18 protein-coding genes are annotated in these 23,237 nt (G+C 60.9%); 8 read left to right on the plus strand and 10 right to left on the minus strand.

Going from position 1 to position 23,237, the window contains the following annotated elements; all coding sequences use genetic code 11:
- Positions 1 to 3,739, plus strand: a 3,739-nt coding sequence (locus AC1DIG_RS27595) for a tandem-95 repeat protein (RefSeq protein WP_477769858.1), incomplete at its 5' end; no start/stop codon positions are given.
- Positions 3,740 to 3,805: 66 nt separating this feature from the next.
- On the opposite strand, the gene lapD is transcribed toward AC1DIG_RS27595, so the two are convergent.
- The 3 genes from lapD to AC1DIG_RS27610 form a co-directional block, all read right to left on the minus strand.
- Complete coding sequence (gene lapD / locus AC1DIG_RS27600; RefSeq protein WP_477769859.1) at positions 3,806 to 5,746, minus strand: cyclic di-GMP receptor LapD; 1,941 nt, start codon at positions 5,744 to 5,746, stop codon at positions 3,806 to 3,808.
- A gap of 147 nt (positions 5,747 to 5,893) precedes the next feature.
- Entirely contained in the window at positions 5,894 to 6,289 is a 396-nt protein-coding gene (locus AC1DIG_RS27605) for a YbaN family protein (protein WP_477769860.1), read from the minus strand.
- A 10-nt stretch (positions 6,290 to 6,299) separates the two neighbouring features.
- Positions 6,300 to 6,887 carry a UPF0149 family protein gene (locus tag AC1DIG_RS27610; RefSeq protein ID WP_019692442.1) on the minus strand — a complete coding sequence of 196 codons (588 nt, stop codon included), beginning with the start codon at positions 6,885 to 6,887 and terminating at the stop codon, positions 6,300 to 6,302.
- A 511-nt stretch (positions 6,888 to 7,398) separates the two neighbouring features.
- Here AC1DIG_RS27610 and recQ point away from each other — a divergent pair.
- The 3 genes from recQ to AC1DIG_RS27625 all read left to right on the plus strand — a co-directional run bounded on the left by recQ (position 7,399) and on the right by AC1DIG_RS27625 (position 11,876).
- A complete protein-coding gene (gene recQ / locus AC1DIG_RS27615) occupies positions 7,399 to 9,528 on the plus strand; it encodes a DNA helicase RecQ (protein WP_477769861.1) in 2,130 nt (709 codons plus the stop codon).
- A gap of 118 nt (positions 9,529 to 9,646) precedes the next feature.
- On the plus strand, positions 9,647 to 10,081 hold the full coding sequence (locus AC1DIG_RS27620) for a MarR family transcriptional regulator (protein ID WP_477769862.1): 435 nt from the start codon (positions 9,647 to 9,649) through the stop codon (positions 10,079 to 10,081).
- A gap of 127 nt (positions 10,082 to 10,208) precedes the next feature.
- Entirely contained in the window at positions 10,209 to 11,876 is a 1,668-nt protein-coding gene (locus AC1DIG_RS27625) for a motility hub landmark protein FimV (protein WP_477769863.1), read from the plus strand.
- Positions 11,877 to 11,986: 110 nt separating this feature from the next.
- Here AC1DIG_RS27625 and AC1DIG_RS27630 read toward each other — a convergent pair whose 3' ends face one another.
- On the minus strand, positions 11,987 to 14,176 hold the full coding sequence (locus AC1DIG_RS27630) for a patatin-like phospholipase family protein (RefSeq protein ID WP_477769864.1): 2,190 nt from the start codon (positions 14,174 to 14,176) through the stop codon (positions 11,987 to 11,989).
- A 70-nt stretch (positions 14,177 to 14,246) separates the two neighbouring features.
- Here AC1DIG_RS27630 and AC1DIG_RS27635 point away from each other — a divergent pair, with 70 nt between their 5' ends.
- On the plus strand, positions 14,247 to 14,534 hold the full coding sequence (locus tag AC1DIG_RS27635) for an Rdx family protein (RefSeq protein WP_477769865.1): 288 nt from the start codon (positions 14,247 to 14,249) through the stop codon (positions 14,532 to 14,534).
- Here AC1DIG_RS27635 and AC1DIG_RS27640 read toward each other — a convergent pair.
- Both AC1DIG_RS27640 and AC1DIG_RS27645 read right to left on the minus strand, forming a co-directional pair.
- Entirely contained in the window at positions 14,528 to 15,421 is an 894-nt protein-coding gene (locus AC1DIG_RS27640; protein ID WP_477769866.1) for a DMT family transporter, read from the minus strand. The genes AC1DIG_RS27635 and AC1DIG_RS27640 overlap by 7 nt on opposite strands.
- A gap of 91 nt (positions 15,422 to 15,512) precedes the next feature.
- Positions 15,513 to 16,271, minus strand: coding sequence for a helix-turn-helix transcriptional regulator (locus tag AC1DIG_RS27645; RefSeq protein ID WP_477769867.1), 759 nt, complete (start codon positions 16,269 to 16,271; stop codon positions 15,513 to 15,515).
- Positions 16,272 to 16,405: 134 nt separating this feature from the next.
- Here AC1DIG_RS27645 and AC1DIG_RS27650 point away from each other — a divergent pair, with 134 nt between their 5' ends.
- Positions 16,406 to 17,227 (plus strand): UDP-2,3-diacylglucosamine diphosphatase, encoded by an 822-nt coding sequence (locus AC1DIG_RS27650; protein ID WP_477769868.1) that lies wholly within the window; start codon positions 16,406 to 16,408, stop codon positions 17,225 to 17,227.
- 150 nt (positions 17,228 to 17,377) lie between these two features.
- Here AC1DIG_RS27650 and AC1DIG_RS27655 read toward each other — a convergent pair whose 3' ends face one another.
- Complete coding sequence (locus AC1DIG_RS27655; RefSeq protein ID WP_477769869.1) at positions 17,378 to 17,968, minus strand: HD domain-containing protein; 591 nt, start codon at positions 17,966 to 17,968, stop codon at positions 17,378 to 17,380.
- A gap of 99 nt (positions 17,969 to 18,067) precedes the next feature.
- On the minus strand, positions 18,068 to 18,379 hold the full coding sequence (locus tag AC1DIG_RS27660; RefSeq protein WP_477769870.1) for an Mpo1-like protein: 312 nt from the start codon (positions 18,377 to 18,379) through the stop codon (positions 18,068 to 18,070).
- Between the two features lie 160 nt (positions 18,380 to 18,539).
- On the opposite strand from AC1DIG_RS27660, the gene AC1DIG_RS27665 reads away from it, so the two are divergent.
- The gene (locus AC1DIG_RS27665) at positions 18,540 to 19,601 is read left to right on the plus strand and encodes an AraC family transcriptional regulator (RefSeq protein WP_477769871.1); all 1,062 of its coding nucleotides are present in this window, start codon (positions 18,540 to 18,542) and stop codon (positions 19,599 to 19,601) included.
- Here the strand turns inward: AC1DIG_RS27665 and AC1DIG_RS27670 are convergent.
- On the minus strand, positions 19,558 to 21,012 hold the full coding sequence (locus tag AC1DIG_RS27670) for a TrkH family potassium uptake protein (RefSeq protein ID WP_477769872.1): 1,455 nt from the start codon (positions 21,010 to 21,012) through the stop codon (positions 19,558 to 19,560). The genes AC1DIG_RS27665 and AC1DIG_RS27670 overlap by 44 nt on opposite strands.
- A gap of 120 nt (positions 21,013 to 21,132) precedes the next feature.
- Between AC1DIG_RS27670 and AC1DIG_RS27675 the strand changes: the two genes are divergently transcribed.
- Complete coding sequence (locus AC1DIG_RS27675) at positions 21,133 to 21,699, plus strand: NAD(P)H nitroreductase (RefSeq protein ID WP_054596252.1); 567 nt, start codon at positions 21,133 to 21,135, stop codon at positions 21,697 to 21,699.
- A gap of 124 nt (positions 21,700 to 21,823) precedes the next feature.
- On the opposite strand, the gene AC1DIG_RS27680 is transcribed toward AC1DIG_RS27675, so the two are convergent.
- A complete protein-coding gene (locus tag AC1DIG_RS27680) occupies positions 21,824 to 23,176 on the minus strand; it encodes a sensor histidine kinase (RefSeq protein ID WP_477769873.1) in 1,353 nt (450 codons plus the stop codon).
- Positions 23,177 to 23,237 lie beyond the last annotated feature (61 nt).

Genomic DNA, 23,237 nt, shown 5'->3' on the forward strand with positions numbered 1-23,237 from the left:
GTTCACCCCCGGAACTGACTTCGACCACCTGGCGCAAGGCGTGGTCGAACACGTGACGCTCAGTTACCAGATGCAGGACGAACACGGGGCACTCTCGAGCTCTACGGTGGATGTGACCATCACCGGCACCAACGACGCGCCGGTGGCGGTGGCCGATACGGCCGCCGGCACGGAAAACCAGACCCTGAGCATCAACGTGCTGGCCAACGATACCGACGTCGATGACGGCCACCTGTTCACGCTGAACTCGGCCAGCGCGCCGGCCAACAAAGGCACGGCCAGCGTGGTCGGCAACCAGCTGGTGTTCACCCCCGGAACTGACTTCGACCACCTGGCGCAAGGCGTGGTCGAGCACGTGACGCTCAGTTACCAGATGCAGGATCAGTACGGGGCGCTCTCGACCAGTAGCGTAGACGTGACCATCACCGGCACCAACGACGCGCCGGTGGCAGTGGCCGATACGGCCGCCGGCACGGAAAACCAGACCCTGAGCATCAACGTGCTGGCCAACGACACCGACGTCGACGACGGTCACCTGTTCACGCTGAACTCGGCCAGCGCGCCGGCCAACAAAGGCACGGCCAGCGTGGTCGGCAACCAGCTGCTGTTCACCCCCGGAACTGACTTCGACCACCTGGCGCAAGGCGTGGTCGAGCATGTGACGCTCACTTACCAGATGCAGGATGAACACGGCGCGCTCTCGAGCTCCACGGTGGATGTGACGATCACCGGCACCAACGACGCGCCGGTGGCAGTGGCCGATACGGCCGCCGGTACGGAAAACCAGACCCTGAGCATCAACGTACTGGCCAACGACACCGATGCTGACGACGGCCACCTGTTCACACTGAACTCGGCCAGCGCGCCGGCCAACAAAGGCACGGCCAGCGTGGTCGGCAACCAGCTGGTGTTCACCCCCGGAACTGACTTCGACCACCTGGCGCAAGGCGTGGTCGAGCACGTGACGCTCACTTACCAGATGCAGGACCAGTACGGCGCGCTCTCGAGCTCCACGGTGGACGTGACCATCACCGGTACCAACGATGCTCCGGTAATGACGGCAGGTGGTTCTCTGTCGTACACAGAGAACCAGGCAGCGACGGCGATCAACTCGGTGCTGACGGTCACCGATGTCGACAGTAGCAACCTGACGGGCGCTACGGTATCGATCACCAGCAACTTTGCCTCGGGTCAGGACGTACTCGGGTTCACCAACCAGAGCGGCATCAGCGGCAGCTACAACGCAAGCACCGGCGTGCTGACACTAAGCGGGACGTCGTCGGTGGCGAACTATCAAGCCGCGCTACGTTCGGTGACCTACTCCGACACCAGCGACAACCCGTCGACGGCACCGCGCACGATTAGCTTCCAAGTGGATGACGGCTCTGCTGCTAACCACGCGAGCAACGTCGCAACGACGACTGTCACGGTGGCGGCAACCAATGACGCGCCGATAGTGGACTTGAATGGTGGCAGCGCGGGCAATGACGCAACGGCGAACTATCCAACAGGCACCTCGCAGTTATTGATTGCGCCGTCGGCGACGGTCACCGACGTCGACTCGCCGAACCTGTCGTCGATGACTGTCACCTTGACGAACGCTATGGACAGCAACAATGCGAACGTCAGGGAAATGCTCTCTCTGAACGCGTCTGCATCGACCGCCGCTACGGGGTTGACGGTGACCGGTGTTGCCAGTGGCGCAAACAATGGGATCTATACACTGACGATCACTGGCTCGGCTAGCCAGGCCACCTACCAGACTATCCTCAAAGGCGTTCAGTACACCGACACCAAGACCGGAAGCCACAACGTTACCGACCGAATCGTGAACGTGGTGACCAACGATGGAGCGGCAAATAGCCTTTTGCACACAGTCACAATCCATGTGGCAGCTCCGGCTGGTGTAGCCGGCGAGGCTATCAACCTGGCACTGACCAATCCCACGCCCGACACCTCAGAGGTCATTACCTACAAGGTGAGCGGGGTTCCGATAAATTGGGTACTGAGTGCCGGAACCAGAAACGGTGACGGTAGTTGGACGATACAAACCAGCGACCCCTCCGCGCTGACTGTCATGACGCCATCCACCTACGCCGGTGCGATGGAACTCACAGTAACTTACGGATGGACCAACGCGGACGGCAGTACAAGCAGTCACATCGTCTCCGACAACGTCGAAGCCTACGCCCCCGGCTCGCCGATCTTCGCCTTGTCAGCGGACGACAACCTCACTGCCTCCAGCGGTGCTGACCTGTTCGTGTTCGCTCAGCCGATTGGCAACAACGTCATCCACAGCTTCGATACGGCAGCGGACAAGATCGACTTGATCGGCTTCACGGGCGTTACCGGCTTTGCTGACTTGAGCATCGCTCACGACGCAAACGGCAATGCGCTGATCAGCATGGGCTCCGGCCAGACGATCACCCTGAAAGGTGTCGATGCGGCGGGCTTGAGCGAAGCGAACTTCCAGTTCGATGTGGATCCGCTCACCACCAATACCGGCACCATCAGCATTGCCGACGGGGCGATCATGCCGTTTGGTGGCAGCATCCATAACAGCGGCACCATAGAGCTCGGCTCCACCGGCAGCGAAACCGACCTGGAAATCCTCTTCCGTGGCGCGACCTTGACCGGCGGCGGACATGTGCTGCTATCCGACAGCGCGCACAACGTGATTTTCGGTGGCAGCGCTGACACCGTGCTGACCAACGTCGACAACCACATCTCCGGTGCCGGCCAACTCGGCGCAGGGCAAATGGTGCTGGTCAATGAGGGGCTGATCCAGGCCGACGGGCTGAACAGCCTGGTGCTCGACACCGGCTCCCACACCATAGTCAACAGCGGCGTGCTGGAATCCACGGGCACGGGGGGCATGACGGTGGCCAGCGCAGTCGACAACTCCGGTCACCTGTGGGCCAATGGCGGCGACCTGCGCCTGCTGGCAGACGTAACGGGCAACGGCAGTGCCACAATCGATGGCGACGCCAGCCTGATCTTCGGCGGCGGCGCCCACGCGTCAGTCGCCTTCCACGGCGAAGGTGCGGGTACGCTGATCGTGGAGCACGCCGCGGATGCCAGCTCGCTGGTCGGCATTCTCGGACTCGAAAGCAATGACTCGCTGATGTTCGGCGATATTGCCTTCGGCGCCAACACCCAGCTCGGCTACAGCGCCAATGCCCTTGGCTCCGGCGGCCTGCTGACGGTGGACGACGGCGTGCATTGGGCCGAGGTGAACCTGCTGGGGCACTACTCGGCGGCCGACTTCCAGGTCACCGACGGCGGCGCGGCTGGCACCCTGGTCGATTACCACGGCGTATCCAGCGGTACACAGGTGGGCAGCATGCTTGCGGACACACTCAGTGGCGGTGACGGCAACGACATCCTCGCGGGGCGTGGCGGGGCGGACACTCTCAGTGGTGGCGCGGGAGCCGATGTGTTCGCCTACCTCAGCCCGAACGACGGCGGCGACACCATCCTCGACTACAACTTCGCAGAAGGTGACACGCTCGACCTCTCCGCGCTGCTCAAAGCCAACTTCGTTAGCGGCAGCAGCCAGGTGTCAGACTTCGTCCAACTGGTGAAGTCCGGCAGCGACATCACCGTGAAGGTGGATACCGATGGTGCAGCCAATGGTGCGCATTTCACTGATGTGGCGGTCCTTGCCAACGCTGGCACGGCCGGCACCGATCTTGTGCGTGCCTGGTTCGGGGATGCTGACCATACGCTGAAGACCTGACAGACTGGAGCTACCCGGGGGGCAAACATTTGCCTCCCGGGCTGCCAGGCAAAGCCAAAGCATCGCCTACATCGGCGCTGGCGGTCCGATCAGCCGGCCCATGACGCCGAACAGTCCCAGCGACCTGATTGCCTCCAGTTCCCCCTGCGTTTCTATCTGCTCGGCAATCAACGGTAAATCGATGCTGTTGGTCGCGCGGAAAATGGCTTCGATGAACAGGCGTTTGTCGCTTTGCTGGTCGATGGCGCGAATGTAGCTGCCATCGATTTTCAGGTAGGCCAAACCGAGTTGGGTGAGGTTGCCGATCTGGCTGAAGCTGCCACCGAAGTGCTGCAGACCGATCCCGTAGCCGGTGTCGTGCAGGCTCAGGCACAGTTGACGCAATTCTTCGGGGAGCGGCAGTTGGCGTTCGTCGAGCTCAAGGGTCAGCAAGGGGCCGAGGCTGGGCAGGCCGTCGAGCATATCGAGGATCAGGCGTCGTTGCGCGGCATCGCGCAGGGTGCTGCCGGACAAACTCAGGGCCAGCGGCCAAGGGTGTTCGGCAAGATAGTCGAGGGTGTGTTCGAGCATTGCCAGGTCGAATCGCGCCGACCAGCCCAGCCGTTCTATCCAGGGTAGAAAGTGTCCGGCGCAAATGGCTTTGCCCTGCGGATCGAGCAGGCGCGCCAGCACCTTGTGGTGCAGCACCTGGCTGGTGTCGGCGCATTGCACCACGGGTTGGAAGTACAGCTGCATTTTGCCGTGAGTCAGGGCGTCATCGATCCAGGTGCGCCAGTCATGCTGCGTATGGTTCGGTGGGTTATCGGACTGCTGCAGATGCACCCACGGCCGTTCTGGATGCTGCTGGGCCTGAGTCAATGCCTGATCGAGGCGCAGCAGAATGTCGGTGGAGGCTTCGCCGGGTGTGTAGGCGACGATTCCCAGATGCGCCACCGGCATGCAGTCGCTGGCGCCGGTCAGGCGCAGGTTTTCCAGGGTGGCGCTGATCTCTGCGGCCAGGCGCGCTGCATCTTTGCGGTCCAGGCCTGGGGTCAGCAGGCTGAACTCACCGCCACGATTACGTGCAGCCAGCCAGGTATGGCGATCCGGCTGTTGAATCAGGTGTTTGAGTAACTGACCCACGGCGCTGATCAGCGCGTCGGTGCGCTGGCCACCCAGTCGCTGGTTGAGCCCGGCCAGGTCATTGATCCGCAGCATCAGCAGGTGTCCGGCGCTGCTCTGCTCGGTCACCAGCAACTGATCGGTGAGTTGCTCGTTGAGCAAACGGCGGTTGGCCAGTCCCGTGAGACTGTCCTGAAACGACTCGGCGCGCAGTTGCTCGCTACGCGCGGCTTCTTCGGCAAACAGCCCTTTGAGCTTTTCGACCATTTGGTTCATCGCCAGCACCACGCGTTTGAGTTCCGGGGTTCTGGGCACCTTCGGCAGGCTGAGAAACTCGCGTTTGTTGATGGCTTCGGCCTGTTTGACCATGGCGTCCAGCGGTCGCAGTTGCCGACGCAGCAACCAGCCGCCGAACATCGCGCTGAGCAACCCGCACAGCAGCAACCAGATCAGACTGCCGAGGGTACTGTCCCACAGTTTGCTCAGGACGAACTGTGGGTTGCTCACCACTTCAACGCGCGCGGCTTGCTCCCAGCCGCGCATCACCAACGCATCCCCGCCTTGCGGATGCAGGTTCACCAGATCGACGAACCAACCCGGTACGCGTTCGGTGGTGGCGACCGCATTGCGCTCGACCAGGACGCGCTCGTCCTCGATATTGATGACCCGGATACTGGAAAAGTAGCCACTGTCGAAGACCGAGCTGACCATCAATTCAATCATCGCCAGGTCGTCGATCTGTGTGGTCAACGACAGCCCCAGTGCGGTGGCAGTGTCCTGGGCGTGGGAGCGCAATTGGCTGAGTATCTGCGCACGCGAGCTTTCCAGGCCGACAAAGAAACTGCCGCTGAAGGCGACCAGCAAGAACAGGCAGATGGCCAAAAACAACTGTTTGAGTAGCGACATGAGACGCTCCGGAGCGTTGACCTTCCTGGACGACGGGATATGTCTGGCCGCAGACGTGCAGATGTCTGGAGTTTAGGCGCAGTTTTGCAGGAGGCTGGGCAGATTGTCGGGGGCGGGGGATAGATGAGCTTAGGTGGCGAAGCGTATTCAGGGTTTGATCAGGGTTTTCTGCCGCAGGATATACACCGTCACCAGCACTGCGCTGGTCAGCATGAAGCCACGTGCCCAGGGCAGTGGGACGAGGATGCAGGACAGGCCGATGCTCAGCCACATCAGGCCAATGGCGTAGACCTTGCCCTTGAACGGAATGCCGTTGCCGTCCAGATAGTCGCGAATCCATGGGCCGAGTCGTGGATGCTCGACCAGCCATTGATAAAAACGCGGCGAACTGCGGGCGAAACAGGCGGCTGCCAGCAGCAGGAAAGGGGTGGTGGGCAGTACAGGCAGGAAGATCCCGATCACCCCCAACGCTACGCTCAGCCAGCCGATGGCCAGCAGCACGTAGCGCAGGATCAGGGGGCGATTGCCTATGGGGTCAGCCACAGGCAAGGACTTAGTGGTGACGAGGCTTGAGGATCGCCGGTTTTTCGTCTGGCGCGTTGCACAGCAGGTACAGCGCAGTCAGGGCTTCCGGGATCTGCACGATCATGTCGTCCATCAGGTTGGCGTCGGCCGCGATGTCGGAGAACTCCGGTTGTTCGTCGAACAGGCCGGAACCGACCATGATCGGCAGCAGCATTTCGCTGACTTCGTCTTCGGCGGTCTCGAACCAGGCTTCTTCACGCAGGAATACGCCTTCCATGAAACCGATGCACCAGCCGCGCAGGTCGGAATCATCCGGCTCTTCGCCCAGGTCCAGGTCGCATGGCAGCTCGAACTCTTCATCGGACGCCAGTTGGCGAGCAATGTGAGCCTTGAGGGCCAACAGGGTCGATTCGATTTCCTGACGCTCGGCGTCGTCGCGATAATGCGGCTCTTCGGCGAACAGCGCGTCGATCCACTCACGATCAGGCACCGTCTCGGAACAGATCGACAGGGCCGTCAGGTAGCCGTGGGCGGCCACATAGTCCAGCGCCTCGTCATGCAGCTCGTCGGCGTCGAGGAAGGCTTGCAGGCGGGTTAGTTGCTCAGCGAAGGACATTGAAGGGCTACCTTGGGAATATACGATGCCCAATTCTAGGCGTTCTTGAGCGGTCAGGCCAGCCGCACGGCAGATTTGCCAGCATTCCAGGCCGATCTGATCCCGATCCGTAGCAGCTGCCGAGCCCGCGAGGCTGCGTTCGGCCGCGAAGCGGTCGTAAAATCCCGATCCGTAGCAGCTGTCGAGCCCGCGAGGCTGCGTTCGGCCGCGAAGCGGTCGCAAAATCAGGCATTGCGGTATTTCAGGTAGACAGAGTCGATAGGGTTTACGACTGCTTCGCAGCCGAACGCAGGCTGCGCCAGCTGCTACAAGGGATTGTTGATCTGGGTGGGGAGGCTATTCGTCAGTGACCCCCATTGCCCGGGATGCCTCGGGTATACTCGCGCGTTTTGCAAAGCCCTGCAGGTGTCGCGACGGTCCTGGACAAATCCGCTTACGGATCTGTCCGTGACAACGTGGTTTTTTGATCCAGCCTGCATACAGGGATATTCAGCACCATTTGGAGTTTTTCATGCTCGAACAGGCTCAGCGCGTCCTGAAGGACATCTTCGGCTACGACAGTTTTCGTGGCCGTCAGGGTGCCATCATTGAGCGCGTGGCCAGCGGCGGTGACGCTCTGGTGCTGATGCCGACCGGCGGCGGCAAATCATTGTGCTTCCAGGTCCCGGCACTGTTGCGCGATGGCCTGGCGGTGGTGGTTTCACCGCTGATTGCCTTGATGGACGATCAGGTCGCGACCCTCGAAGAACTCGGTGTGGCCGCGGCAGCGCTCAATTCGACCTTGAGTGCCGAGCAACAGCGCGATCTGGCGGCGCGGATCAAGCGCGGCGAAGTGAAAATGCTCTACCTGGCGCCTGAGCGCCTGGTTCAGCCGCGCATGCTGGCGTTCCTGCAAAGTCTCGAAATTGCCCTGTTCGCCATCGACGAAGCTCACTGCGTGTCGCAATGGGGGCACGATTTCCGCCGGGAATACCTGCAACTGGGCCAGTTGGCGGAACTGTTCCCCAACGTCCCGCGCATCGCCCTGACCGCCACGGCCGACAAGCGCACCCGGGAAGAAATCGTCGAACGCCTGCATCTGCAGAACGCCGAGCGCTTCCTGTCGAGTTTCGACCGGCCGAACATTTTCTACCGCATCGTGCCCAAGGAGCAGCCGCGCAAGCAGTTGCTGGCGTTCCTGGCGGAGCGGCGCAGCGATGCCGGCATCGTTTATTGCCTGTCGCGCAAGAAGGTCGACGAAGTAGCGGTATTCCTCAGCGAGCAAGGTTTCCCGGCGCTGCCGTACCACGCCGGCCTGCCCAACGATACGCGGGCCCACCACCAGAAGCGTTTCCTCAACGAGGAAGGCCTGATCATGGTCGCCACCGTGGCGTTCGGCATGGGCATCGACAAGCCCAACGTGCGCTTTGTCGCGCATCTGGACTTGCCGAAATCCCTTGAGGCCTATTACCAGGAAACCGGTCGAGGTGGCCGTGACGGTCTGCCGGCAGACGCCTGGATGGCTTACGGCCTGCAAGACGTGGTGATGCTCAAGCAGATGCTGCAGAACTCCGAAGGCGATGAGCGCCATAAGCGCCTGGAGCAGCACAAGCTCGACGCCATGCTCTCGCTGTGTGAAGAAACCCGCTGCCGCCGTCAGACGCTTCTGGCCTACTTCGACGAAGACATGCCGCAGCCTTGTGGGCATTGCGACAACTGTGTCGACGGTGTGCAGACCTGGGACGCCACCGAACCGGCCCGTCAGGCACTGTCGGCGATCTACCGCACCGGCCAGCGCTATGGCGTCGGGCATCTGGTGGATGTGTTGCTGGGCAAGGACAACGAAAAAGTCCGCAGCTTCGGCCATCAGCATCTGTCGGTATTCGGTGTCGGCAAGGCGCGGGCCGAAGGTGAATGGCGTTCCCTTTTCCGACAGCTGGTGGCGCGCGGTCTGGCGGACATTGATCTGGAAGGCTACGGCGGCCTGCGTTTAAGCGACAGCTGCCGGCCATTGCTCAAGGGTGAAGTGACCCTGGAGCTGCGCCGCGACCTCAAACCGCAAACCACTGCGAAAAGCAGCAGCACCAGCCAGGCCAGCCAGTTGGTGCGCGGCGAAGAACGCGAGCAGTGGGAAGCCTTGCGCGCCCTGCGACGCAAGCTCGCCGGAGAGCATGGCGTGCCGCCGTACGTCATCTTCCCGGATTCGACCTTGCTCGAAATGCTCCGCAGCCAGCCAAGCTCCTTGGCGGAAATGGCCAAGGTCAGCGGCGTCGGTGCGCGCAAGCTGGAGCGCTATGGCGAGGCCTTCCTCGAAGTGCTGGGCGGCCAGGCCGAGGCGCCGAAAGTGGTTGCCGACCTGCGCCACGAATTGATCACACTGGCGCGCGCCGGCATGACGCCGATGCAGATTGCCGGTCAGTTGCAGTGCTCGGAAAAGAACGTGTACACGATGCTCGCCGAGGCCATCGGCAAGCAGCAACTGTCGTTGGAGCAGGCACTGGACCTTCCGGAAGACCTGATGGGCGAAGTCCAGGACGCATTCCTGGACGGCGAGGGCGAGTTGCCGCCGGTGTCGGAGATTTCCGCGTTGTTTGCCGGTCGTGTTCCCGAAGGCGTTTTGTACTGTGTGAGAGCGGCATTGCAGTCGGAGTTTGAAATTTAAGTGTCGAAGATCAAGATGTAACGATTCAGTACAGACCGAGCCTTGCCTAGAGTCGAGGGTCATGCTTAGCTGACTAATAATTAGTTTCAGCCTATTTCAGTCTAACCATGAGTTTTTTATGCCGTTAACCGATCAACACCGTTTTGGCATGCAGTTGGCGCAGATGTCTCGCGGCTGGCGCGCCGAACTGGATCGCCGTCTCGCCGGCCTCGGCCTGTCCCAGGCCCGCTGGCTGGTGCTGTTGCACCTGGCTCGTTTCGAAGAAGCTCCGACTCAGCGTGAGTTGGCACAGAGTGTCGGTGTTGAAGGGCCGACGCTGGCTCGCCTGCTCGATAGCTTGGAAACCCAAGGTCTGGTGCAGCGTCAGGCGGTGGCGGAAGACCGCCGGGCGAAAAAGATCGTGCTGTGTGCGCCCGCCCGTCCCTTGATCGAACAAATTGAAACCATTGCCACCGAGTTGCGCCACGAGCTGTTCGAGGGCGTCGACGAGGAAGATATGCGGGTGTGCATGCGGGTTCATGGGCACATTCTGGCCAATCTGGAAAAATCTTGAGGCATAAGCACACCGCAGACTTTTGAGAACTGGCGCAGAGCAGACTATAAGAACTACCAGGCAATAACGTGTTCACACTGGACGTGCGAATGCGCACAGGTTGATTCTGGTTAGCTAAGGAATGCTCATGCTCGAGAGTTTGCAGTCTGTGTTACGGCGCTCCGTCAGCCTGTTGTCGGTCGCCGGTGCCTTGTGTTACTCCGCATTGGCACCCGCGCTGGGGCTTGGCGACATCACGTTGCACTCCGCCTTGAACCAGCCGTTGAATGCCGAAATCGCCTTGGTCGATCCCGGCGCCCTGAGTGACGGAGAACTCTCGATCAGCCTGGCGACGGCGGACGAGTTCGCCCGCGCCGGTGTCGAGCGAGTGTTTTTTCTCAACGACCTGCGTTTTACCGTCGTTCTGCGTGGTGATCGCAGCGTGATTCGGGTGGTGTCCAGCAAGCCGGTCAATGAACCGTTTCTGAATTTTCTGGTGCAGGCGAACCAGCCCAATGGGCATCTGCTGCGCGAATACACATTGCTGATCGATCCACCGGGCTCACCGGGGATCGTACCGGCGAGTGACATCGAGCCGGTTCCGGCGATCAGCCAGCAACCCACTGCCACCGCATCCATCAAAACGCCTGCTGCTCCTCCGGTAAGCACGGCGCCCACAACTACCGACCACGCTTCCGAGTTACTGGCCGCCAGCATCCTGGAAAACCAGCAGCTGAAACAAACGGTCGATCAATTGAACACCCGGCTACAAGCCCAGGATGAGCAGCTTGCCAGCCAGCGCAAGCAAGTCAGCGATCTGCAAACCGAGTTGGCCGAAGCCAAAAAGCCCGTGTCCGCACCTGCCATTGCTGCCGCGCCAATCCCGGTGCCTGTAGCCACCGTGGATGAGACGAGCAGTGGATGGGGGTTGTGGCTGATCGGCGGCCTGTCGGTGCTTGGCGTGCTGTTGCTGCTGGGCCTGTTTGCGCTCCGTCAGCGGCGGGTACAGCTTGCGTCAGAGTCTGCGTCGCGACATGAGCCGATGGTCGGTCGGGGGGCGCCCGATGCTGCGCAGAAACCATCGATTGAGCCTTCTACGACGCTGGCCCCCCCGGTGAACCGCGAAACCGTTCATGGGGCAGAAGTGCTCGAGGGCGTCGCTATCTACCTGACCTATGACCGTTTCACTGAGGCGGTCAGTCTATTGCGCGAAGCGTTGCTTAAAGAGCCGCAGCGCAGCGATTTGAACCTGAAGTTGTTGGAGGTACTGGGGCTGCAGGGCGACAGCGCAGCTTATTCGGACCACGAAAACAGCTTGCTTGAAGCGGGTTACAGCACCGAGGTATTGGAGCAGATTCGCGCACGTTCGCCAAAACTGGCCAGTGCACAATCGTTGGCGACTCTTGAGTCGACGACTGAAGCGACGACTAAAACGACGGTTGAACCTGCTGCCTCGGTACGGGATGAGTTCCAGTTGAATCTGGATGACTTGTCGATGGATTCGAGCTGGGATCTGATCAGCCCGTCCGACACGACAGCGGCAATGGCTAAACCCGTGGATCAGTTGGAACCGCTGGACGATGGCTTTCTCGACGATTTCGCCGATGCATCGCCGCCCCTGGAACTTGAGCCGTTGTCGGGCGGGCTCGCAGCGCCTGAGCACGAAGACATCCACCCCGGCAAACTGGAAGAGGCGCAGAACTGCATCGACGACGGTGATCTGGACAGCGCTATTCGGCTTTTGAATGAGCTACTCAAGGACAGTGACGAATCCTTGAAGCAAACCGCCCGCAGCCTGTTGGCCAGTATTCGCTAGGCTCCTGTGGGAGCCTGGCTTGCCAGCGATGGCGTCCATGAGATCGCTATCGCCAGCAAACTGGGCTCCTACAGGTCTTGCGCAGCCATCAATTTTCGCAATACCTGCGATCAGAACGTCTGCCCAAGGTTCAGGTAAATCGCTCTCTGATCGTCGTCGTTGAAGCCATAGCTGAAGTTCAGCGGCCCCAAAGGCGTGTCGAAGCCGAGGAACACACTGGCAGCGTTGATGTAGCCGCTGTCGAATTCGTTATCGTTGTTCCAGGCTCGGCCACGTTCCAGCGACGCTCCGATGTACAGCGGGAAGTCCAGCGGCAAATAGCTCCGAGGCGTCAGGCGGCGGTAATACACGGCACGGGCCAGGCTGATGTTCTGGCCGGAAATCGAGTCCTGCCGGAAGCCCGACAGTTGGCGCGCCCCTCCGAGCACGAAGCTCGATGTCACCACGTCGGTCTGGTCCAGGGTGCGCCCGTAGCGACCGCCAAGGATGAAGGTGTCCGGGCCGCTGCTCAGTGCCTTGTCCAGTTTGAACTCCCATTGACGGTAGCGTTTGTCTGAACCCAGCGTCGGTTCGAATTCGCGGAACGCCAGGCCAATGTCTTCGCCCGTATGAGGGAAGTACACATTATCCAGCGAGTCGAACGAATACTTGAGCTGGTAGAACCCTTCGCTGAAGCTTTCGCTGGGCAGGCTTTGGTCACCAATCCGCACGTTTGCCTTGCCCCACGCCTCACCTACACCGAAACGGATTTCGCCGCTATTGCCGATTTGCCGCCCGACGTTCAGGCCGAAGCCATAACGTTCAAGGCGATATTCGGCCACCGGGTCATTGTCCAGTATGGCATCGACGTTCCGCGATTCGAACGCCGCATAGGGGGCGACGAAGTAGCGAGAGCCGACGTCCAGCGGCTGGTAGAACTCGGTGTAGAGTTCCTGCCGATCACCAATCTGGGCCCGCGTCAGCCATTCCGCACCGAGGCGGTTGATGCCGTTCATTCGGTAGCTGGCGCCGATATTGAAGGCGCTGTCACCACGCATATCGTCAGACAGGTTCAACCCCAGGCGCAGGTAGTCAGTACCGCTGCGTTTGCCACGAGCACTGATCACCAGCGTGTGGTTCTGGCCTTTGTGGACCACGCGATACTGCACCTGTTCGAAGTAATCCAGGCCATACAGGGTGCCCATGTCGGTCTGCAAACGCTCCAGGTCCAGCGGTTCGCCGATGATCTGGCGAATGTAGTAGCGGATCACGTCGTCGCCGATCTTCGAGTCATTTTCGACCTTGATCGCCGTGATGATCGGTGTGCGCTGACCGGGAGCACGGGCGGCGGTCAGTTCACCGTCCGCCGGCTCGACGGGGCGCAGGCGTGCCAGTCGGGCATCAAGGATACGGGTGGCGCGATAACCGGCATCGATCATTTCCTGGGCCTTGCCGAAATCGGTGGCACCGAAACTGGCCAGTGGCGGCTGGATCAGCACATCGTTCTTGTGCAGCTCCGCGAGCTGCTCTTCGGAATTGCGGCGAGTCATGAGGGTGATCGACTGGTTCAACACGTCGACCACGGTCGTCAGCTGTTTACGGCTGCGTAACGGGGTGCCGATATCAACCACGATGGCGACGTCGACGCCCATCTCGCGTGCCACGTCCAACGGAATGTTGTCGGTCATGCCGCCGTCCACCAGCAGCCGGCCGTTGAGTTCGACTGGGGCGAACACCGCGGGGATCGACATGCTGGCGCGGATCACCTGGGGCAGGTGGCCTTTGCTGAAGACTACTTTTTCGCCACTGGCAATGTCGGTTGCGACGGCGCGGAAAGGGATCGGCAGTTTGTCGAAATCCCGGGTGTCACTGGCGTGAGCGAGCAGGCTTTCGAGCAACAACGCCAGGTTCTGCCCCTGAATGACTCCCAGCGGCAGGCCGAGGCTACCGTCGTCGCGAAAGCTCAGTTTCTGCTTCACCAGGAAGTCGCGGTCGTCCTGTTTGCGTCGAAACGGCACATCAGCACGTTGCGGTGCATCGGACAGGGCCTGTTGCCAGTCGATGCCCAACGCGAGTTTTTCCAGTTCGTCGATCTTGTAGCCCGAGGCGTACAACCCGCCAATGACTGCGCCCATGCTGGTGCCGGCAATCGCATCAATCTTGATGCCTTGCTCTTCCAGCGCCTTGAGCACACCAATATGCGCCAGCCCACGCGCCGCGCCCCCTGACAGCACCAATCCGACTTTCGGTCGGGGTGTTTCAGCGGCGTACGCGAACAATGGGAGCACACACAGCAACAGGCAGGACAGCAGACGGCGCATCGGGAATCTCGGGCGAGCGGCAAAGGCGGCTATTATAGCGGCGCCATCGAGCTCAGGAGTCCAGCGCGCCATGACCACACACAAACCGGAAGTCGTCATCACTTACTGCACGCAATGCCAGTGGCTGTTGCGCGCCGCCTGGCTGGCCCAGGAGCTGCTCAGCACCTTCGCTGACGACCTGGGAAAAGTTTCACTGGTGCCGGGAACCGGCGGGGTGTTTTTCATTACCTGCGACGGGGTACAGATCTGGGAGCGCAAGGCCGATGGCGGCTTCCCGGAAGCCAAGGTGCTCAAACAGCGCGTTCGCGACCAGATCGACCCTGATCGCGATCTGGGCCATAACGACAGAACTCAGTGAGAAGCGGCTTCGGCCGCCACGTTTTTCTTGCTGGAGCTGCCGGACAGGCTGCTGGATACCACAATCGCGATGATGATCAGCGCGCCACCGATCAGCATCCGCAGCGTCGGGTTTTCACCGAACAATAGCCACGCTACGGTGATGCCGTAAACCGGCTCCAGGGCAAATACCACCGCGGCGGTGCGAGCCTTGATCACCGCCAGGCTGGCCACGAACAGGCTGTGGGCGACGCCGGTACAGAACACCCCGAGCAGACCGATCCATAGCCAGTCGATGGCGCGCACCTCACTCAAGCCCGGTGCCGCCACCGGCAGCAGACAGAGTGCGACCACTACGTTCTGACACAGCGCCGCCTGCACGGCGGGTATACGCCCGGAGCTGGCACGATTGGTCAGGGACAGCAAGGCGAACAGCAGGCCCGAGCCCACCGCCCAGAGCAGACCGCTGGTGGCTTCACTGGCGAGGTCGAAATCCGGGGTCACCAGCACCAGTCCGACGCTCACCAGCACCACCAGGAGAATTTCATTGGTGCGAATTCGCTCGCGGAAGATCAGGCCTTCGAGGATCACCGTGAACGCCGGGAAACTGGCGAAGCCCAGGGTCGCAATCGCCACGCCGGCGACTTTCACCGCAATGAAAAAGCTCACCCAATGCCCGGCCAGCAACAGACCGCTGAGCAGCAGGCGACGCCAGTCCACGGCTTCGAGTTTCTGCCAACCAGTGTTGCTGGCGAAACGGGCAAAGAATGCCAGAGCGATCACCGCGAATGCCGCACGGCCAAAGACAATGATGGCAGGGGAGGCCGCGGCGAGTTTGCCGAACACACCCGTCAGGCCAAACATCAATGCGCCAATATGCAGGGCGCCAAGGGCGGTACGCGGAGTCATTTTAATCCTTTATCCATAGAGGCAATGACGACATTGAACCGCGTGACGGCCTGATCTGTCTGTCGTCAAACTCGCGTTTTTTATCGTCAGCCTAGCGCTTGCTCGCTGTACGACGCAGCGCACCCGGGGAAGCACCGAACTCGCGCATCACCGCCGCGGCGAAGGCACTCTGGGAGCCATAACCGACACGGCAGGCCACTTCGCCGATGGGCAGCGCGGATTCACGCAGCAACTTCACCGCGATGTGCAGGCGGCGACTGCGGATGTAATCCATCGGTGTCTGCCCGCATTCAGCGACAAAGCGTGCGTGCAGACGCGCGCTGGACAGCCCGGCGATGCGCGCCAGATCGGCAACTTGCAGTGGATAGGCGGCGTACTGGTCGATGTGCGCATTGAGCGCGGCGTAAGGCAAGCGGCGCCCGGCGATGCTGCTCGGCGCGGCGTTGTTGAGGCTGGCAAGCAACAACACGGCGCCTTGCTGGGCGATCAGCGGGTCAGTGACCGGGCTGCTCGCCAGCCAGCTCACCAGTTGGCTTTGTCCGGCGTCCAGCGGCAAGCGTCCGGGGTTGTCGAGCAAGCGCCGACTGGCATCGGCATGCTCGCCCAATGATTGCGAAACCCATTGATCGCTCGGCACATCGAGCACCAGGCAGCGGCTGCCATTCGGGCTACCGCAGGCGTGATGAGCGCCTGCCGGTACGACCACAAAACTTTGCTGTACCACCTGGCTGCCATGACCGCCGACCTCGAAGTCGAGCGCGCCCGACAGGCCGAACACCAGTTGCGCGTGGTCGTGGCTGTGGACGATCAGGTCGTGAGTGTATTGGCGTAGCGTGAGGATCGGTCTCATCGCAGTCTCCTGGGCAGACTCGCAGTCTACACCGGCCGCGCCTGGGTTCGGGTTGTCATCAGACTGCCGTATTTGTGTCATGGGCTATTAATCGCTGCGGTGCAAGCTTGCGGAAAATCCCGCAGAGGTTGCCCATGACCAGCGCCGAACTTGCCAAACCCAGCCGTAAACAACGCGTGCGCACCTTATGGATCTCCGATGTGCACCTCGGCACCCGGGATTGTCAGGCCGAGCATTTGTCGCAGTTTCTCAAGGGCTATCAGGCTGACAAGATCTATCTGGTCGGCGACATCATCGATGGCTGGAAGCTGCGCAGCGGCATGTACTGGCCACAGGCTCACACCAACGTCATTCGCCGTTTGCTGACCATGAGCAAGCGCGGCACCGAGGTTATTTACGTCACCGGCAACCACGATGAGTTTCTGCGGCGCTATTCGAAGCTGATCCTGGGCAACATCCAATTGGTGGACGAGGCGGTTCACGTCACTGCGGATGGCCGGCACCTGTTGGTGATTCATGGCGATCAGTTCGATGTGATCACGCGTTATCACCGCTGGCTGGCGTTTCTCGGCGACTCGGCCTACGAGTTCACCCTGACCCTCAACCGCTGGCTCAATCACTGGCGCGCACGGTACGGCTACGGTTACTGGTCGTTGTCGGCGTACCTCAAGCACAAAGTCAAAACCGCCGTCAGCTTCATCAGCGATTTCGAAGAGGCGATCGCCCACGAGTGCGTCAAACGCGAGCTGCACGGGGTGGTTTGCGGGCACATCCACCATGCGGAGATCCGCAAGGTCGGCGAGGTGGACTACCTCAATTGCGGGGATTGGGTGGAGTCATGCACGGCTTTGATCGAGCATTGGGACGGCTCGATCGAGTTGTATCGGTTGGCGGATGCGCAGGCGCGAGAGGCACAATTGAAAGCGGAATTGGTGAAGGTCGCAGAGCCGGTGTAAGCCGCGAGATTTTTGCTGCCTGATCCGGCCCCATCGCGAGCAAGCTCGCTCCCACATGTGATGGGTGCAAGGCCACAAATCTGTGGCCACCTACGATCCAGTGTGGGAGCGGGCTTGCCCGCGATGGACCGCATAGCGGTCCGCGGATTTTCAGACCGGTGCGTATTCTTCCATCGCCGCCGTGTAGATCGAATTTTTCGGTCGGGCAAACAGGCGTTCCATCATCGGTTCGAAGTAACTCAGCGGCAGGGTCTCGTAGTCCGGATCAAAGGCTGCCGCGTCATACGTGGCGCAGAACTCGATGGTTTGCCGGTACTGCGGGTGTTCGCGAAATTGCTCGCGCAGATGCCGGTCCATGCCCAGGTGATGGAAGAAGTAATAGCCCTGGAAAATCCCGTGCTTTTCCACCATCCACAGGTTTTCAGCGCTGACGAATGGCTTGAGGATCGCCGCCGCAATGTCCGGGTGGTTGTAGGAACCAAGGGTATCGCCAATGTCGTGGAGCAGCGCACACACCACGTATTCCTCATCCCGGCCATCGCGCCAGGCGCGGGTGGCGGTTTGCAGTGAGTGGGTCAGCCGATCGACCGGGAAACCGCCAAAATCACCCTCCAGCAGTTTCAGGTGCGCCACAATCCGTGTCGGTAATTGCTTGGCGTAGGTACTGAAGTCTGCGGCGATGATCGCCCAGTCTTCCTGCGTACCATCCTTCATGTGGGTGAAGCGGGCGTGCGCATTCATCGGCTATCCTCTTATTGTTTTCGAAGGGGCGTCGTGCAGTGTAGGTCTTGGATCCAATGCTGCACTGGCCATGTGGGACGGCTTGATGGCCCGGCGAGCCTAGAAAGGCACTTTGCCGAGGATCATGTCGCGGTACATCACGAAGTCGCCGAGCAGGCTGTAAAGCGGATGCTGGAATGTCGCCGGGCGATTCCTTTCGAAGAAGAAGTGGCCGACCCAGGCGAAGCTGTAGCCGGCCAGAGGCAGGGCCAGCAACAACATCCAGGTACCTTTGCCGATAGCGAAGGCGAGGATGAAAATCACCAGGCTGGTGCCGACAAAGTGCAGGCGTCGGCAGGCACTGTTGCTGTGTTCGCTGAGGTAATACGGGTAAAACTCGGCGAAGCTGCTGAAACGTTTGATGTTTTCCACGACTGCATTCTCTGTGGTTATTGTGTTGCCGAGCGGATGTTCTGCGGGCAGCTTATTTAAGTCTAGAGTCATCAGTGGCAACAGCCAGTGACCTTGGGCGCCACTTTAGTATCCTTCTGAAATTGGCCGTGACACGCGGCTCATCAAGTAAGAAAACGCCATGAGCGAACGAACGACTTCTGCAAGCTGGGCGATGGGGATTGTCAAAGCACTGGAGATGGACGGCCTGGATTGCCGGGTCTTGTTCAAACAGTTGGGGCTCGACTACGCGGCGCTGGATGATCCGGATGCGCGCTTTCCGCAAGATTCGATGACGCGGCTCTGGCAGCGCGCGGTAGAGCTGTCCGGCAACCCGGCGATCGGCCTGAACATGGGCAAGTTGGTCCGCCCGGCATCGTTTCATGTGGTCGGTTATGCGTTGATGTCGAGCCAGACCCTGGCGGAAGGCTTTCAGCGCCTGGTGCGTTATCAGCGGATCATCGCCGAAAGCGCCGACCTGAGTTTTCGCCTGTTACCCGAAGGTTATGCATTGATTCTGACGGTGCATGGCGACCATCTGCCACCCACACGACAAAGTGCCGAAGCGTCACTCGCTTGCGCGCTGGGCCTGTGCGGCTGGCTGACCGGGCGCACTCTGCAGCCACGCAAAGTATTGATGCAGGGCGATCAACCCAAAGACCTCGCACCCTACCAATTAGCCTTTCATGCGCCGCTGGAATTCAACGCGCCCTATGACGCGCTGATTTTCGAACAGGCGGACATGGAAGCCCCGTTGCCGACTGCCAACGAGGCCATGGCGTTGTTGCATGACCGGTTTGCCGGCGAATACCTGGCGCGGTTTTCTGAAAGCCGGGTGACCCACAAGGCACGGCAAGTGCTCTGTCGCCTGCTGCCGCAAGGCGAGCCCAAGCGCGATACGGTGGCGCAAACCCTGCACTTGTCCCAGCGCACCTTGCAGCGACGCCTGCAGGAAGAGGGCACGAGTTTTCAGACGCTGCTCGACGACACGCGACGTGAGTTGGCCGAGCAGTACCTGGCGCAACCGAACATGACCCTGCTGGAAATCGCCTACCTGTTGGGGTTCGCCGATCCGAGCAATTTCTTCCGGGCGTTTCGGCGCTGGTTCGAGACCACACCCGGCGAATACCGGATGCGGTTGATGGATGCGCCCAAAGAACTCAGTGACGCCAAAATGCCGGGATACACAGCACAAACACGGTAATGATCTCCAGTCGGCCGAGCAGCATGCCGAGGGACAGAATCCACTTGGCGGCGTCGGGCAGGCTGGCAAAGTTACCGGACGGGCCGATGGTTTCACCCAGCCCCGGACCCACTCCGGAAACCGTACTGGCGGCACCGGTCAGGGCGGTCATCCAGTCCACGCCCAGCAGCGATAGCGCCAGGGCGATGGCGCAGATGGTGATCGCAAAGAAGAACGAAAACGTCAGGATCGAGCGAACAATTTCTTCGTCGAGACGATGACCGTTGTACTTCTGCTTGATCACCGCACGCGGGTGGATCAGTTGGTTAAGGTTGGCCTTGAGCAGGATAAAGGCCACCTGGAAGCGGAAGATCTTGATCCCGCCAGCGGTCGAACCCGAGCAACCACCGACAAAGCCCAGGTAGAAGAACAGCATCAGTGAGAAGTTGCCCCACAGACTGTAGTCTCCCAGTGCAAAACCGGTGGTGGTGACCACCGAGGTGACGTTCAGCGCAACGTGGCGCAGTGCGTCCAGCCAATGCAGGTTGGTAGTCCACCAGTACCAGGTGCCGAGTACCAGCCAGGTAACCAGCAGCATGCCGAGCAATCCCTGCACTTGCTGATCCTTGATCAACGCCCGCCGATTGCCGCGCAAGGTTGCCACGTACAAGGTAAACGGCAGGCTGCCGAGAATCATGATCACCACCGCGACCCAGTGCACGGCCGGTTGCGTCCACTTGGCCAGGGACTGGTCGGAGGTGGAGAAACCGCCGGTGGATATTGCCGACATCGCATGGTTGACGGCATCGAACGGGCTCATGCCCGCCCACCAGAACGCCAGGCTACCGAGGATGGTGATGCCGACGTAGGCGGCGACGATCAGCCGGGCCACCATGTGCGAACGCGGCATGACTTTTTCGGAACGATCCGACGACTCAGTCTGAAACAGCCGCATGCCGCCGATGCGTAGCAGTGGCAGAATGGCGACCGCCATGCCGATAAAGCCGATACCACCCAGCCAGTGCAGCAACGAACGCCACATCAGGATGCCTGGAGACATGCTGTCCAGGCCGCTGAGCACAGTAGAACCGGTGGCGGTGATGCCCGACATGCTTTCGAAAAACGAGTCGGTGTAACTGATGTGCTGGGTCAGCAGGAACGGCAATGCCGCGAATATGCAGACCACTACCCAACTCGACACCGTGAGCAGGTACATGTCCCGCGGGCGCAGGTGTATATGCTCTGGTCGCCCGGGAATGACCAGCGCCAGACCGGCGACAAAGGTAATCATGCTGGCCCAGAGGAACGACGGCAGGTCGCTGGTGCGGTCGTAAATCAGCAGGGTTGCCATCGGCACGACCATGCTGATGGCCAGGGTAATCAGGAAGATGCCGATGATGAAACCAATAATCCGTAGGGTCGGCAACGCCATGAGGTCCGCTCGGGCTGATAGGGAAGGGCGCCATTCTACCTGCGAGGCGGGGCATGTAAACCGGCACCCCGACGGCAGTTGCCGCTAGAATAGCCAGACATTTTTTTCAGGAGGTGGCCGATGCAGGCTCTCGACGCTTTGCTCAACCGTGTATCCGTTCCGCGTTTGCTCGACCCGGCGCCCACCGCTGCACAACGGGAAGTGTTGTTTTCCGCGGCCATGCGCGCACCGGATCACGGGCATTTGCAGCCGTGGCGTTTTCTGACGGTCGAAGGCGCGGCGCGCGAGCAATTGGGCGAGATACTGGCGCAGGCAGCACGCCTGCAAGACGCCGATGTGCCTCAGGCCCTGGTGGACAAGGCGCGTAACGGCCCGCTGCGGGCGCCGTTGGTGGTCGTTGTGGTAGCGCGTGTGCAAGACCACGTCAAAGTACCGAAATCCGAGCAGTTGCTGGCCGCCGGTTGCGCAGCCCACGCGATCTTGCTGGCGGCTTACGCTCAGGGTATTGGCGCGGTATGGCGCACCGGCGAGCTGGTCTATTCGGAGCATGTGGCCCAGGGGCTGGGCCTGGCGGAAGGTGAAGAGGTGATTGCGTTCCTTTACCTGGGCACACCGCAGAACGAACCGCGTGTGGCCGGGAAAGTCGATCTCGCCGAGTTTGTCAGCGCCTGGCCTGCCAAGCCCTGAGTCATTGGCAGATTGATTTAATGTGGGAGCGAGCTTGCTCGCGATAACGTCGGCACATTCAACATAGATGTGACTGTCAGGACGCTATCGCGAGCAAGCTCGCTCCCACAAGATCCCACAGGTTTCAGGGTTGTACGGCTGCGCCGGGTTCCAACGGCAACTCCAGGCTGGCGATGAATCCACCCTCCGGGTGATTGGCCAGAATCAGGCTGCCGCCGTGGCGCTCTGCGGCGCGACGGGCGATGGCCAGTCCCAGGCCATGTCCGGCGGCCGTCTGCCCGGGTGCCCGAAAAAACGGCTCCCCCAGTTGGCTTAAATGCTCGGCCTCTACACCAGGGCCATGGTCGCGCACGCTGACCACAATCCGATCCCCCTGACGCAATGCCAGCAGTTCAATCGGTTGTCCCGCCGGATTGAAGCGCTGGGCGTTGCGCAACAGGTTGTCTAACGCCCGCTCGATCATGGTCGGCCAGCCTTTGAGGCTTAATTGCCGTTCGGCTTCGATACGGATGCTTTGCTCTGGCGCGCCAAGCTGAGCGTCTTTTTGCACCGTATTGAGTAGCGCATTGAGGTCGACCTCTTCGGCACTCGCGTTGTCGGCGTCGACCCGTGCCAGCACCAGAATTTCACTGATCAGTGCTTCCAGGCGATCACATTCGCGGGTCAATCGTGGCCAGAGCTTTTCGCGTTCTTCGGGGCCGGCCCGCTCCGCAAGCGCCAGGGCGATACGCAACCGGGCCAACGGCGAACGCAGTTCGTGAGACACGTCGCGCAGCAGCTGCCGCTGGCTGCCGATCAGGCTTTGCAGGCGTGCGCCCATGCGGTTGAAGTCGTTGGCCAGCACACCAAACTCGTCACGCCGATTGGCCAGCCGCGCCAGGCTGTTTTGCTGATAGGCCGTCTGACCGAGGTCATGCACCGCACCGCGTAAACGGCTCAACGGGCGGGTGATGGACAGCGTCACCAGCAGGCTGAACAGCGTCAGCACCACCAAGGCAATCGACAGCGCACTGAGGGGCCAAAGCAGGCTGTTGCGGTGCCAGGCGTTGAGCTCTGGATGCGGAATACGGTAGATCAGCAAGTAAGTTTCAGCGGTTTTCGGGCTGGTGTACTCGACGGTCAGGCGCCGCCAGGGCAGGTGGCGGCCGCTGTCGTCGGGGTTGTCGTTCTGCCGTGCTTCCAAGGCTGCCGCGCGGCGAGGAAAGGTCCCGCGTACCACCGGGTCACCACCTTCGTTCAGCACCTGAACATCGATGTGGTAACGCCGTTTGCGTTGTTCGAGCAAGGCTTGCGCCGCGTCCTCGCCTTTTTCTTCGTAGAGCTGCGTCCACTCTTGCGCCAGGGTATTGAGACCCGGGTGGCGACTGAGAATCCAGGCATCCTGGTTCAGCATGTGCCCGAGCAGGATCGACAACCCTGCAACCAGAGCGATGGCCAGCCAGAAACTGGCAAGGATGCGCCAGAACAGTGAACGCACGGGAAGTCCTCAAACAAAGAAAGCCCAATGGCGATTGACCATTGGGCTGGGAAGTAGCGCT

This window comes from Pseudomonas sp. 05N431 (assembly GCF_056397005.1).